General features: G+C 71.7%; 14 protein-coding genes. 13 read left to right on the top strand and 1 reads right to left on the bottom strand.

Annotated elements, in window-relative coordinates; all coding sequences use genetic code 11:
• Window positions 1-41 precede the first annotated feature (41 nt).
• The 3 genes from MicB006_RS31105 to MicB006_RS31115 are packed head-to-tail and all read left to right on the top strand — an operon-like array spanning window position 42 to window position 2,970.
• On the top strand, window positions 42-806 hold the full coding sequence (locus tag MicB006_RS31105; protein WP_116510914.1) for an ABC transporter ATP-binding protein: 765 nt from the start codon (window positions 42-44) through the stop codon (window positions 804-806).
• Window positions 791-2,479, top strand: a complete 1,689-nt coding sequence (locus MicB006_RS31110; protein ID WP_116510915.1) for an ABC transporter permease — start codon at window positions 791-793, stop codon at window positions 2,477-2,479. Before MicB006_RS31105 ends, MicB006_RS31110 begins: the two co-directional genes overlap by 16 nt.
• A complete protein-coding gene (locus MicB006_RS31115) occupies window positions 2,479-2,970 on the top strand; it encodes an SRPBCC family protein (RefSeq protein ID WP_073831090.1) in 492 nt (163 codons plus the stop codon). Before MicB006_RS31110 ends, MicB006_RS31115 begins: the two co-directional genes overlap by 1 nt.
• 6 nt (window positions 2,971-2,976) lie before the next feature.
• On the opposite strand, the gene MicB006_RS31120 is transcribed toward MicB006_RS31115, so the two are convergent.
• On the bottom strand, window positions 2,977-3,234 hold the full coding sequence (locus MicB006_RS31120) for a hypothetical protein (RefSeq protein WP_116510917.1): 258 nt from the start codon (window positions 3,232-3,234) through the stop codon (window positions 2,977-2,979).
• Between MicB006_RS31120 and MicB006_RS31125 the strand changes: the two genes are divergently transcribed.
• The 10 genes from MicB006_RS31125 to MicB006_RS31170 all read left to right on the top strand — a co-directional run bounded on the left by MicB006_RS31125 (window position 3,224) and on the right by MicB006_RS31170 (window position 13,641).
• On the top strand, window positions 3,224-3,820 hold the full coding sequence (locus MicB006_RS31125) for a flavin reductase family protein (RefSeq protein ID WP_370013393.1): 597 nt from the start codon (window positions 3,224-3,226) through the stop codon (window positions 3,818-3,820). The two genes, MicB006_RS31120 and MicB006_RS31125, sit on opposite strands and share 11 nt — an antisense overlap.
• A gap of 203 nt (window positions 3,821-4,023) precedes the next feature.
• Window positions 4,024-4,392 carry a DUF485 domain-containing protein gene (locus MicB006_RS31130; protein WP_073831093.1) on the top strand — a complete coding sequence of 123 codons (369 nt, stop codon included), beginning with the start codon at window positions 4,024-4,026 and terminating at the stop codon, window positions 4,390-4,392.
• Window positions 4,370-6,043 (top strand): cation acetate symporter, encoded by a 1,674-nt coding sequence (locus tag MicB006_RS31135; protein ID WP_116510921.1) that lies wholly within the window; start codon window positions 4,370-4,372, stop codon window positions 6,041-6,043. The genes MicB006_RS31130 and MicB006_RS31135 overlap by 23 nt, the downstream gene beginning before the upstream one ends.
• Before the next feature lie 66 nt (window positions 6,044-6,109).
• Entirely contained in the window at window positions 6,110-7,087 is a 978-nt protein-coding gene (locus tag MicB006_RS31140; RefSeq protein ID WP_073831095.1) for an NAD-dependent epimerase/dehydratase family protein, read from the top strand.
• A 73-nt stretch (window positions 7,088-7,160) separates the two neighbouring features.
• A complete protein-coding gene (locus tag MicB006_RS31145; RefSeq protein ID WP_073831096.1) occupies window positions 7,161-8,408 on the top strand; it encodes an LCP family protein in 1,248 nt (415 codons plus the stop codon).
• Between the two features lie 209 nt (window positions 8,409-8,617).
• The gene (locus tag MicB006_RS31150; RefSeq protein WP_116510923.1) at window positions 8,618-9,832 is read left to right on the top strand and encodes an LCP family protein; all 1,215 of its coding nucleotides are present in this window, start codon (window positions 8,618-8,620) and stop codon (window positions 9,830-9,832) included.
• A gap of 197 nt (window positions 9,833-10,029) precedes the next feature.
• The gene (locus tag MicB006_RS31155) at window positions 10,030-10,947 is read left to right on the top strand and encodes an LCP family protein (protein WP_225980585.1); all 918 of its coding nucleotides are present in this window, start codon (window positions 10,030-10,032) and stop codon (window positions 10,945-10,947) included.
• A 28-nt stretch (window positions 10,948-10,975) separates the two neighbouring features.
• Complete coding sequence (locus MicB006_RS31160; protein ID WP_073831178.1) at window positions 10,976-11,311, top strand: rhodanese-like domain-containing protein; 336 nt, start codon at window positions 10,976-10,978, stop codon at window positions 11,309-11,311.
• Between the two features lie 7 nt (window positions 11,312-11,318).
• Window positions 11,319-12,110 carry a glycerophosphodiester phosphodiesterase family protein gene (locus MicB006_RS31165; protein WP_116510925.1) on the top strand — a complete coding sequence of 264 codons (792 nt, stop codon included), beginning with the start codon at window positions 11,319-11,321 and terminating at the stop codon, window positions 12,108-12,110.
• 76 nt (window positions 12,111-12,186) lie between these two features.
• On the top strand, window positions 12,187-13,641 hold the full coding sequence (locus MicB006_RS31170) for an ATP-binding protein (RefSeq protein WP_116510927.1): 1,455 nt from the start codon (window positions 12,187-12,189) through the stop codon (window positions 13,639-13,641).
• The last annotated feature ends 28 nt before the right edge of the window (window positions 13,642-13,669 follow it).

Consider the following 13,669-nt stretch of genomic DNA (forward strand, 5'->3'; position numbering starts at 1 on the left):
CGTCCGAGCAGCCGTTGGGCGGGGACCGATACGGTCGGACCATGACCGACCAGCACCCGGCGCTCTCCCTTCGTGGCCTGGCTAAGCGCTTCGACACCAAGGTCGCGGTGGCGGGCGTCGACCTCGTCGTGCCGACCGGCTCGTTCTACGGCCTGCTCGGGCCGAACGGGGCCGGCAAGACCACCACGCTCTCCATGGCCGTCGGCCTGTTGCGGCCCGACGCCGGTGAGGCGCGGGTGCTCGGGTACGACGTCTGGGCCGACCCGGTACGCGCCAAGAGCCTGCTCGGCGTGATGCCGGACGGCGTACGCCTCTTCGACCGGCTGAGCGGGGCGGAGCTGCTGGCGTACCACGGCCTGCTGCGGGGCATGGACCCGGCGGTGGTCGACCAGCGGGCGGCGGAGCTGCTCGACGTGCTGGCGCTCTCCGACGCCGGGCGCACGCTCGTCGTCGACTACTCGGCCGGCATGAAGAAGAAGATCGGCCTGGCCTGCGCGCTGCTGCACGGCCCGCGCCTGCTGGTGCTGGACGAGCCGTTCGAGACGGTCGACCCGGTCTCGGCCGCGCTGATCCGGGACATCCTGCACCGGTACGTGAGCGGCGGCGGCACGGTGATCTTCTCCAGCCACGTGATGGAGGTGGTCGAGCGGCTCTGCTCGCACGTGGCGATCCTGGCCGAGGGCCGGATCACGCGGGTCGGCACGCTCGCCGAGGTGCGCGGCGACCGGTCGCTGGAGGACGTGTTCGTGGAGGTCGTGGGCGGCCGGACCGCCACCGGCGAGGAGCTGTCGTGGCTGTCCCGGTGACCGTCCCCGAGCGGCCAGCCCGGCGCGTTTCGTCCCGGCACTTCGTCCGGCTCAAGCTGCGGGTGCTCGGCAACAACTTCCGGGGCCAGAAGTGGCGGATCGCGCTGTTCGTGCTGGGCCTGCTGCTCGGGCTCTGGTTCGCCGCCGTCGGGTTCTTCCTGCTCGCCACGCCGGGCCTGGCCGACGAGCCCCGGTACGCCCTCATGGTGGCCGCCTTCGGCGGCGGCCTGCTCACGCTCGGCTGGCTGCTCCTGCCGCTCGTCTTCTTCGGCGTGGACGAGACGCTCGACCCGGCCCGGTTCGCGCTGCTGCCGCTGCCCCGCCGCACCCTGGTCACCGGCCTGCTCGCCGCCGCCCTGGTCAGCGTGCCCGCGCTGGCGACGGCGCTCACCGCGGCCGGTCTGGTGGTCACCGCCGGTCTGCTGGGCGGCTGGTCCGCCGCCCTGGTCGGCGCGCTCGGCGTGGTCGCCGGGCTGCTGGTCTGCCTGGCCGGGGCCCGCGCGCTGACCAGCGCGTTCGCCACGATGCTGCGGTCCCGCCGGGTACGCGACCTGGCGGCCGTGCTGCTCGCCGTACTGGCCGCCCTGCTCGGGCCGTTGCAGCTGCTCGTGTTCGCCGCGGTGCGGCAGACCGACTGGGACCGGCTGGACGGCGTGGCCCGGGTGGTCGGCTGGACGCCGTTCGGCGCGCCGTGGACGGCCGGCGTGGACGTGGCCGAGGGGCGGGCCGGCGCGGCGGTGGCGAAGCTGCTGATCGCGGTCGCGACGCTCGGCGTACTCCTGTTCTGGTGGTCGCGGTCGCTGGAGTCGGCGATGGTGGGCACCGCGAGCAGCGGCCCGGCGCGGACGCCGCGCGGTGTGGTCGGCGGCGCCGTCGCGCAGTTGTTCCCCCGCGCGGTGGGCTGGGCGCGGCGGGACCGGTTCGGCGCGCTCGTCGCCCGCGAGTGCCGCTACTGGTGGCGGGACGCCCGCCGCCGGGCCAACCTGATCACCGTGGCCGTGGTCGGTGTGTTCGTGCCGGTGATGGTCAACCTCGGCGGCGTGTCGTTCACCACCGAGGGCGGGGCGGAGCTCGGTGGCGGCGATTCCTCACCGGCGCTGGTCAGCCTTTCCATGATCTTTGTCGGGGCGCTCGCGTCGTTGACGCTCGCCAACCAGTTCGGCTTCGACGGCAGCTCGTACGCCGCGAACCTGGTCGCCGGGGTGCCCGGGCGGGTGGAGCTGCGGGCCCGGATGGCCGCGTTCTCGATCTACGTGGTGCCGATGCTCGTCGTGATCGCGGTCGCGCTGGCGCTCGTGCTGGGGCGTCCCGCATGGCTCGGCGTGATGGGTGGCGCGTTGGCCGCCGCGTACGGCTGCGGGCTGGCGATCAACGGGTTCGTGTCGGTGCTCGGCGCGTACTCGCTGCCCGAGTCGAGCAACCCGTTCGCCATGAACAGCGGCGCGGGGTTCACCAAGGGCCTGCTCACGCTGGTCTCCATGGTCGCCTCCGCGATGACGGCGGTGCCGTTCGTGGTGGCCGCCGCGCTGCTCGGCGACGTGTGGCTGTGGCTGGCCCTGCCGGTCGGCCTCGCGTACGGGGTGGGCGCGGCGCTGCTCGGCGCGTACCTTGCCGGGGACACACTGGATCGCCGGCAGCCGGAGCTGCTGGCCACTGTCACCCCGAGGCGCTGATGCCGGTCGTCGAGGCGGTCACCACTGTCGCGATCCCCCCGGAGCTGGCGTTCGCGGTCTCCCAGACCGTCGCGCCGGTCCGCTACCGCTGGGACCCGTTCGTCCGCGAGCAGCACTTCGTCGACGGCGCGACGGCGCCCGGGCGGGGCGTGCGCACGTACACCCGCTCCCGGCACGGCCTGGTCATGGTCAGCGAGTACGTCTCCTGGTCACCGCCGACGAACGTCGGCATGAAGATGGTGCGCGGGCCGTGGTTCTTCGAGCGGTTCGGCGGCGGCTGGCGCTTCGCGCCCGGCCCCGAGCCCGGCACCACGATCGCGACCTGGCGGTACAACTTCCGCTGTCGGCCGGCGTTCCTGCGCCCGGTGGCCGAGCGGATCGGGGTGTGGCTGCTCGGGCGCGACATCCGCCGCCGGATCGCCGGGTACGCGGCCGGATGCGCCGACCCGGAGGTGCTGGCCGCCGCCCGCCGGTCGCTCGCCGGCGACTGATCCGCGTCAGGCGGTACGGCGCATCGCCGCGTAGACGGTGTGCCCGTCGCCGACGCTCGTCATGGTGACCAGCTCCCAGCCGTAGTTGGACAGGTGCTCGATCGCCTCCGTCAGCGGCTGGAACGCCCGGCGACCCCAGGTGTTGTTCGCCCGGACCAGCAGGTGCCGGTGTGGATAGGCGCGCAGGTCGACCTGCCCGCTGAGGACGGCATCGGCGGCGACGACCCGTTCCTGGGCGAGCTGCTGCGGAGGGATGAGATTCATGCCCGGCAGGGTATGGCGTTCCGTCGAACCCCGCCCGGCAGCGGACGGCACAATGTTTCACGTGAATCCAGAACCGGGCGCGCAGATCCATTCCACCGACCCGTTCGCGGCGCCGGCCGGGCAACGCTCGCCGGTACGACGGCTGCGCGGCCGGCTGGCCGCCCCGGTGACGCTCTGGACCGCGGCCGGGCCGGCCGGGCTGACCGTGTCGTCCACGCTCGTGGCCGAGGGGGAGCCGGACCGGCTGCTCGGGCTGATCGATCCCGAGTCGGACCTGTGGGCCGCGGTCGAGGAGGCCGGGCGGTTCGCGGTCGCCCCGCTGGGCCCGCGCCACCGGCAGCTCGCCGACCGCTTCGCCGGCCTGTTCCCGTCGCCCGGCGGTCTGTTCGCCCTCGACGCCTGGACCGAGACGCCGTACGGGCCGGTGCCGGCGGACGCCGGCGGGTGGGCGGGGTGCCGGCTCGACACCGCCCGCGAGTACGGCTGGGGCCTGTTGGTCGAGGCCACCATCGAGTCGGTGGACCTCCCTGCGGACACCCTCCCCCTGCTGCACTACCGCGGCCGCTACCGCGAGCTGACCGACTGACCCACCGCCGTCGCTTGCCGAGCCGGGGGCGGTGGGAGGAGGTCGGGGTGACCGGTTAGCGGAGTGATGTGGGTCACTCGGCGCAGCCGGGGCGCCGTTCGGCGCAGCCGTTCGCCGCCGGGCGGCGGAGCCTTCCCGGGCGGGGAGGGCGCTCTCTACCGTGCGCGAAACTCCCCCACGCCTGCGAAGGTGGTGATCCACAGATGTCCACGGACACACCCGCGTCCGCGCCCGCCGAGTCGGCGGCGGAACGGTACCTCGCCGTCCAGCGGTCCGACGAGTTCGCCGGGTTGCGGCGCGCGCTGCGCGGCTTCATCTTCCCGATGACCGTCGCGTTCTTCCTGTGGTACGCGCTCTACGTCATCCTCTCCGCGTACGCGCGGGGATTCATGGGCACGAAGCTGATCGGCAACATCAACGTCGCCCTCGTCTTCGGCCTGCTCCAGTTCGTCTCCACGTTCGTCATCGCCTGGCTCTACTCCCGGTTCGCCAACCGCCGGATCGACCCGGTCGCCGACCGGATCCGCGACGAGATGGGGGAGGTGACCCATGAACACGGTCCTCGCGGCTGAGGCGGGCAGCACCACCGCCCGGAACCTCACCATCACGCTGTTCCTGGTCTTCGTCGCGATCACGCTGGCGATCACCGTCTGGGCCAGCCGGCAGACCAAGACCGCCACCGACTTCTACGCCGGCGGCCGGTCCTTCTCCGGTTTCCAGAACGGCATGGCGATCGGCGGCGACTACATGTCGGCGGCGTCCTTCCTGGGCATCGCCGGCATCATCGCGCTCTACGGCTACGACGGCTTCCTCTACTCGATCGGCTTCCTGGTCGCCTGGCTCGTGGCGCTGCTGCTCGTGGCCGAACTGCTGCGCAACTCCGGCCGGTACACGATGGCTGACGTCCTGGCGTTCCGGATGCGGCAGCGGCCGGTCCGGACCGCGGCGGCGGTCTCCACCATCACCGTTTCGATCTTCTACCTGCTGGCCCAGATGGTCGGCGCCGGCGCGCTCGTCGCGCTGCTGCTCGGCATCAAGCCGGGCACCACCTTCCTCGGCATGGACGCCGACACCGCCAAGGTCGCCACGATCATCCTGGTCGGCGCCCTGATGATCATCTACGTGACGGTCGGCGGCATGAAGGGCACCACGTACGTGCAGATCGTCAAGGCGTTCCTGCTCATGGGCGGCGCGCTGGTGATGACGCTGCTGGTGCTCGCCAAGTACAAGTTCAACCTGTCGTCGCTGCTCGGCGACGCGGCCAGCGCCTCGGGCAAGGGGGCGGCGTTCCTCGAACCCGGGCTGCGCTACGGCGTGGAGACGCCCGGCGACGCGCTGAAGACGTTCTACAGCAAGATGGACCTGCTCTCGCTGGGCATCGCGCTGGTCCTCGGCACGGCCGGCCTGCCGCACATCCTGATCCGCTTCTACACCGTGCCGACCGCGCGGGCGGCACGTAAGAGCGTGCTCTGGGCGATCGGCATCATCGGCTCGTTCTACCTGCTCACCCTGGCCCTCGGCTTCGGCGCGGCGGCGATCGTCGGCGGGCAGGCGATCACCGAGCAGGACAAGGCCGGCAACACGGCCGCGCCACAGCTGGCCGAGGCGCTGGGCGTGGACTTCCTCGGCGGGAACCTGGGCGGCGCGACACTGCTGGCGATCATCGCGGCGGTCGCGTTCGCCACGATCCTCGCCGTGGTCGCCGGGTTGACGTTGGCGTCGTCGTCCAGCCTGGCGCACGACTTCTACGCCAACGTGATGAAGAAGGGTGAGGCGTCGGAGCGGCAGGAGGTGAACGTCGCCCGGATCTCCGCGCTGGGGATCGGCGCGGTCTCGATCATCCTGTCGATCTTCGCGCAGAACCTGAACGTGGCGTTCCTGGTCGCGCTGGCGTTCGCGGTCGCCGCCTCGGGCAACCTGCCGGCGATCCTCTACAGCCTGTTCTGGAAGCGGTTCAACACCTCGGGCGCGGTCTGGGCCATCTACGGCGGCCTGCTCTCCGCCGTGCTGCTGGTCTTCTTCTCGCCGGTCGTGTCCGGCGCGCCGACGGCGATGTTCCCCGACCACGACTGGCACTGGTTCCCGCTGTCGAACCCGGGCATCATCTCGATCCCGTTCGGCTTCCTGTGCGGCTGGCTCGGCACGATCCTGTCCAAGGAGAGCGACGAGGAGAAGTACGCGGAGCTGGAGGTGCGCTCGCTCACCGGAGCCGGCGCGCACTGATCAGCACGTCGAGCGGGGCCCCTGCCGTACGCGGGGGCCCCGCCTCGCGTGTATAGGCTGACCGCCATGAAGGTCGCTCCCCGCTTCGGTAGCGGACACCGCATCCTCGTCACCGGCGGCGCCGGTTTCGTCCCGTCCCACCTGGTCGACCGGCTCGTCGAGCGCGGCTGCACGGTAGTGGTGCTGGACAACTTCGTCACCGGGTCCAAGGAGAACGTGGCCCACCTGCTGGACAAGCCGAACTTCACGCTCGTCGAGGCGGACATCTCCGACGGCCTGCCGCACCACCCGGCGATGACGGAGCGGTTCGACGCGATCCTGCACATGGCGTCCCCGGCCAGCCCCACCGACTTCGAGAAGCTGCCGGTGGAGATCCTCCGGGTGGGCTCGGTGGCCACGCTGGCGCTGCTGGAGCGGGCCACCGACGACGGCGCGCGGTTCCTGATGGCCTCCACCTCCGAGGCGTACGGCGACCCGAAGGAGCACCCGCAGCGGGAGACGTACTGGGGCAACGTCAACCCGATCGGCATCCGGAGCGTCTACGACGAGGCGAAGCGCTTCTCCGAGGCGGCCACCATGGCCTACCACCGCAGCCGGGGCACCGACACCGCGATCGTGCGGATCTTCAACACGTACGGCCCGCGGATGCGCCCGGACGACGGCCGGGCCATCCCGACCTTCATCTCCCAGGCGCTGCGCGGCGAGCCGATCACCGTGCACGGCACCGGCAACCAGACCCGCTCGATCTGTTACGTCGACGATCTGGTGCGCGGAATCCTGCTGCTGCTCGACTCGACACAGACCGGGCCGATCAACTGCGGCACAGAGCACGAGATGTCGATGCGGCAACTGGCCGAGACGATCGTGTCACTCACCGGAAGCACGTCCGAGGTGAGCTACATCACTCGCGCCTCGGACGACCCGGAGATGCGCCGCCCGGACCTGACCCTCGCCCGCGAACTGCTGGGATATGAGCCGAGCGTCACGCCGGAAGACGGACTCGGGCGCACGATCGAGTACTTCCGCGGGCGGCTCGGGTACTGAACCCGCCCGGACGCGGCTGACATCGGCGCGCGTACGAGGGCGTCGGTGGCCCGGCCGACCTACCCTCGGTTACATGTCAGCGACCTCGTCTGCCGGCGCCCCCTTCCCGCACCACCTCAACCGGGATGCGGGCCGCGCTTCGGTTCCCGGCTCCGGCCGGGGCGCCACCGGGCGCGCCCGCACCTCGGATGCCCGCTGGTATCCCCCGCACGACGAGGCGCCCCGCTCGGGCCGTACCGGCGGTCCCGTGGGGCCGACCGGACCCGGCGGTCCGGGCGACGGCGGCCCGGGTGGCCCGGGCCGGCGCGGCCCCCGGCCCCGCTGGGGACGCATCGGCCTGGTGGCCGGTGTCGTGGTGCTGGTGCTGGCGCTGCTCGGCGGCCTCGGGGCCTGGTTCTACGCCCGCAACCTCGACGACGACCTGGCCCGTACGGACCCGTTCGCCGGGATCACCGGGGGCCGGCCGGCCAAGCAGGTCGACGGCGCGTTCAACATCCTGCTCGTGGGCAGCGACTCGCGGGACCCGGACGCCCCGGTCGACGGCTCCGGCAAGTGGCGCGCGGACACCGTGATCGTCATGCACATCCCGGCCGACCACAAGCGCGCCTACCTGGTCTCGGTGCCGCGTGACCTGTACGTGCCGATCCCGGAGAACGCCGGCGCGTCCTGCGACTCGGGTTCCCGCAACAAGATCAACGCGGCGTTCGCGTTCGGCGGCCTGCCGCTCGCGGTGAAGACCGTGGAGTGCTTCACCGACGTACGGATCGACCACGTCATGGCCATCGACTTCGGTGGCTTCAAGGAGGTCACCGACGCCCTGGGCGGGGTCGACCTCAAGGTGGAGCGGACCATCACCTCGATCCACAAGCCGTACCGGACGTTCACCAAGGGCGTGAACCACATGAACGGCGCCGAGGCGCTGGACTGGGTCCGGCAGCGCAAGCAGTTCCCGGACGGCGACTTCGCCCGCATGCGGCATCAGCAGGAGTTCCTGAAGGCGCTGATGGACAAGGCGGCGAGCACCGGGACGCTCACCAACCCGAAGAAGCTGAACGACTTCCTCAAGGCGGTGACCGCCGCCGTCACGGTCGACCAGGGATTCTCGTTGACCGACATGGCAGTGCAGTTCCGCAGTCTGCGAGGCGAGAACCTCACGTTCGTCACCAGCCCGCACCTGGGCGGCCAGACCATCGATGGCCAGTCTGTGGTGGTCTCCGACCGGGAGAAGGCGCTGGCGATGTACAAGGCGATCGCCGCGGACCGGATGGCCGAGTGGATGCAGGCCAACCAGAAGGGTTCGGGCGACAGCGCCGGCGGCTGACGGCAGCGCACGAACGACAGAGCCGGTGTCGCGCGTGAGAACCACGCCACCGCGGCGGCAAAACCGCCGACCGGCCCCTTACCCCTGCCCGTTCGGCCACAACCGAGAACGTGGGCCGGTATTGATGGGAATTGCCGCCCTACGAGGTCGCGAGAACGGGAACATATACGTAAAGTGGTCCCGCCCCCGATCACCGAGCTGGAGCACGCATGTCGGTCCAGACCAGCCGTCGCCCGCAGTCACCGGCACCCGGATCATCCGGGCGGGTCCCTCCGGTCATCCCCACACAGCCCGGTCCTGGCGGTCGCGGTTCCGGCGGTGGCAAGAAGAAGCGCACCAAGCGCAAGGACCCACTCTGGGCGAAGCTCACGCTGGTGCTCGGCGCCGTGCTGATGGTGACCAGTGGCGTCGCGATCGTCGGCAGCAAGGCGGTAATCGGCCAGGCCACCGACAACATCGCCCAGCGCAACCTGCTCGGCGGGGCCGGCAAGAGCGAGGCCGAGGGCGGCAACAGCCTCGAAGGCCCGATCGACATGCTGCTGCTCGGTGTGGACGCCCGCGAGCGCTGGGCCGCCGATGACGTCCGGTCGGACACGATCATCATCCTGCACATCCCCGCCAGCCACGACCAGGCGTACCTGATCTCGATCCCCCGGGACACCGAGGCGCGTATCCCCGCGTTCGAGAAGAGCGGCTACAAGGGCGGCACCGACAAGATCAACGCGGCCTTCTTCCACGGCGCCCAGAACGGCGGCGGCTGGGAGGGCGGCGCCCAGTTGATGGCCAAGACGATCAAGTCGATGACCGGGATCGGCTTCGACGGCGCCGCGATCATCAACTTCGGCGGCTTCAAGAGCGTGATCGACGCGCTCGGCTCGGTACGCATCTGCGTGAGCCACGAGGTCAAGTCGCACCACATGTCGTACGTCGACGGCAAGGCGATGTGGAACGCGGACGCGAAGAAGACCGGCAAGCCGTACAAGGCAGTGGTGCACAAGAAGGGCTGCCGGGAGATGGAAGGCTGGGAGGCGCTCGACTACTCCCGCCAGCGCTACGGCCTGCCGAACAGCGACTACGACCGGCAGCAGAACCAGCAGCAGCTCATCAAGGCGATGGCCAAGAAGGCCACCGAGGGCGGCATGCTGACCAACCCGATCAAGCTCAACGGGCTGATGAAGGCGGCCGGCAAGGCGTTCGTCCTGGACACCGGCGGCGTACCGATCGCTGACTTCATCTTCACGCTCAAGAACCTCAACGGGAACGACCTGGTCACCCTGCGGACCAACGGAGGAACGTTCGCCGGCAACGACAACGGCCGGGAGACGTTCAACGAGACGACCATGGACATGTTCCAGGCGGTCAAGAACGACAAGCTGGCCGACTTCGTGATCTCCAACCCGGACGTCCTCTCCACCCGTAAATGACCTGCTGACCTGCGCGAAAGCGCCACCGGTCGGCCGCTCCCCCCGTAGCCTGACGTGAGCGGGTCTCATGTCGCGGCTACGGGGGGATCGTCACGTCCAGGCCAGCACGGAACCGACGAGGGCGGGGCGCACCCGCCCGCTGGGCCCGGTTCCTGCTCGGCGCCGGACTCGTCCTGGTCCTGCTCGCCGCGCTCGGCGTGGCCGGGCTGAACTGGCTCACCCACCGCTACGACCGCACCGTCGCCAAGGAGCAGCTGCTCGACCCGGCCGCCCGGAAGAAGCGGACAGACCTGGACGGCGCGCTCAACTACCTCCTGATCGGCTCCGACCACCGGCCCGGCGCGAACCCCGAGGACCAGCGCTCCGACAGCATCCTGATCGTGCACGTGCCGGCCGGCATGCGGCAGGCGTACCTGATCTCCGTACCCCGCGACCTGCTGGTGGCACTCCCGGCGACACCCGGCTTCCCCGGCGGCCAGGACAAGGTCAACGCCGCGTACGAGCACGGCGGCGGGGGCGAGGGCGGCGCCCGGCTGCTCAGCGCCACCCTGAGCCGGCTCGCCGGAATCCGCTTCGACGGGGCGGCGCTCGTCGACTTCTCCGGCTTCAAGCAGGTGATCGACCAGCTCGGCGGCATCCGGATGTGCGTGGACACGCCGGTGCGCTCGATCCACACCCGGCACCAGTTCGACGCGGGCTGCCAGCAGATGGACGGGGCCCGGACGCTCGACTACGTGCGGCAGCGCTACGACCTGCCGGGCGGCGACTTCGACAGGCAGCGGCACCAGCAGCAGATGCTCCGGGCGGTGCTCGACCGGGCCGGCGAGACGCGCCTGCGCACCGACCCGGTCAAGCTGGACCGGGTGCTGCGCGCGGCCGGCGGGGCGCTGACCGTGGACACCAACGGCGTACCGCTGGACGAGCTGCTCTTCGCGCTGCGCGGGCTGCCCGCGGACGCCCTGCGCGGGGTCCAGATCCCCTCCTACCCGCAGACCATCGACGGAATCTCGTACGTGGTGCTGGACAACGGGAGCGGTGGGCTCTTCGCCGCGCTGCGCGACACACACGTGCCGGAATGGGCCGGCGCCAACCCGCGCTGGGTCAACCGCCTGTGAGCGGTTCGGGCGACTAGGCTTGGTGACCGTGTTCGGAGCCCCGCTACCCAGCGTCCCCGCGTCGGCCGTGCCCGACGACGTCTACCTGCTCGACGTCCGCGAGGACGACGAGTGGGCCGCCGGCCACGCGCCGGCCGCCCATCACCTGCCGATGACCGAGTTGCCCGCCCGGATCGCCGAGATCCCGCAGGACCGCGACGTGGCGGTGATCTGCCGCTCGGGCGGCCGCTCCGCCCAGGTCGTCGGCTACCTGATGCGTAACGGCTGGGACCAGGTGCGCAACGTCGAGGGCGGGATGGGTGACTGGGCCGCCGCCGGCCGCCCGGTGGTCACCGACGACGGGCAGCCGGGCCGGGTCGCCTGAGGCGGTCATGACCGTCCCCCTGGTCTTCGCTCACCGCGGCGCCTCGTACGACCTGCCGGAACACACGCTCGCCGCCTACCTCCGCGCCATCGAGGAGGGCGCGGACGGGCTGGAGTGCGACGTCCGGCTGACCCGCGACGGGCACCTGGTCTGCGTGCACGACCGCCGGCTGGACCGGACCAGCAACGGCAGCGGGCTGGTCAGCGCGCGTACGCTCGCCGAACTCGACGCGCTCGACTTCGGCTCCTGGCACCGGGGCGCGACGCTCGCCGAGGACGACGCGCCGCTGGACGAGTCGCACACCCGGCTGCTCACGCTGGAGCGGCTGCTCGACGCGGTGCTCGACGCCGGGCGGCCGGTCCGGCTGCTGATCGAGACCAAGCACCCCTCGCGCTACCGGGGCGAGGTCGAGCGCCGCCTGGTCGCGCTGCTGCGCCGGTACGGGCTGGACGAGCCCCGCCGGGGGCATCCCGTCCAGGTGACGGTGATGTCGTTCTCGCCACTGGCCGTACGCCGGGTCCGGGAACTCGCCCCGGCGCTGCCCACGGTGCTGCTGCTGGAGGTGCTGCCGCGCCTGCTGCCGCTGGGCCGGCTGCCGTTCGGCAGCCGGATCGCCGGTCCCGGGGTGGGTCTGGTCCGGGCCCGGCCGCGGCTGGTCCCGGCGCTGCGCGCGGCCGGCAACGCGGTGTACGTCTGGACGGTCAACGAGCCGGAGGATCTGGAACTCGTGCTGGAAGCCGGCGTGGACGGGGTGATCACGGACCGGCCGGCCCACGCGCTGGCCCGGTTGGGCCGGTGAGTCCGGTCGATCGGTATCGGGGACGGTCGACCGGCCGGGGGTGTCCGGGAGGGCTGCCGCGCGGCACACTCGGGACATGCCGGAGCGAACCGACTACCCCGCCCTCATCGCCGGCCACACTACTGTGATCAACATGATCAACTCGGGCGAGTCCGGCCCCGCCGTGCTCAACCGCCTGCTCCACGAGGTCGAACCGGCGGTGCGCGCGGCCGGCCTGGTCTTCGTGGAGTTCACTCCGGCCGGCGGACGGGTCATCGCGGCGACCGGCCGCGCCGAGTTCGTGCTCGGCCGACCGCTGCCCGCCACCGACCCGGCCACCGTCTGCCTGCTCGCCGGGCCGCCGGTGCGGGAGGTCCGGGTCGACGCGATCCCGGGCGCGCTCGCCGACGAGGTGGCCGGCCGGGGACTCTGCCGGATGATCGTGGCGCGTGCCGAGATCGGCGGGCTCACCGTCGGCAGCCTGCACGCGCTCTACCCACTGGGCGAGCCGCCGGAACCCGCGCAGCGCGCCGTGATCGGCTACGTGGCCGCGTGCGTCGCGCACATGTACGGCGACCAGACCGGTCTGCCGGTGCACGGGGACGGCCCGGTCGTGGCGGCGCTCGCCGACGGGCTGGCCGTGGTGGACCGCGACGGGCGGATCCGGCTCTGGAACCCGGCGGCGGCCGAGGTGACCGGCCGGCCGACGGAGGAGGCGCTGAACCGCCCGCTGCCGTTCCCGCTGCCGCCGCCGGGTCAGGTGCTCGACCACCGGATGCCCGACGGCCGCTGGCTGCGGATCACCTCCGGCGAGCTGCCCGGCCCGAACGCGCTGCGCGTGGTCACCTTCCGCGACATCACCGACCAGCAGCGGCGCGACCACGACCGCGACCTCTTCGTGGCGGTGACCAGCCACGAGCTGCGCACCCCGGTGACCGTGATCAAGGGGTACGCGGACACCCTCACCGACCACTGGGACTCGCTCAGCGACGACGACCGGCGGCAGGCCGCGCGGATCATCGGCCAGCGCGCGAACGAGCTGGCCCGCCTGGTCGACAGGTTGCTGACCGCCGCCACCGAGAATCGCCCCGGCGGCGAACCGGCCGCACCGTTCGACCTGGTCGACGCGCTGCGCGCCGCGGTGACCCACCTGCCGGCCGACATCCGGCACCGGGTCGTGCTCGACCTGCCGGCCGACCTGCCCAAGGCACTCGGCGACCGGCACAGCCTCGCCACGGTGCTCACCGAGCTGGGCACCAACGCCGGGAAGTACTCGCTGCCGGACACCCCGATCGAGATCACCGCCGAGGCGAACGAACGGACCGTCTCGTTCCGGGTCGCCGACCGGGGCATCGGCATCCACCCGGAACACGTGGAGCGGGCCTTCGACCGGTTCTGGCAGGGCGAGTCCGGCGACCGCCGGCGATACCCGGGCGCGGGGCTCGGTCTCTATCTCGTCCGCCAGATCGTTGAACAGCAGAATGGATGGGTATCCCTCCGGCCCAGAGCCGGTGGCGGTACGGTCGCAGAGGTGCGGCTGCCGCGGGGTTGACCCGGCGCTCGCAGACGGGGAAGGAACG

Origin of the sequence: Micromonospora sp. B006 (genome assembly GCF_003408515.1) — a bacterium.
GTDB classification, from domain to species: domain Bacteria; phylum Actinomycetota; class Actinomycetes; order Mycobacteriales; family Micromonosporaceae; genus Micromonospora; species Micromonospora echinospora_A.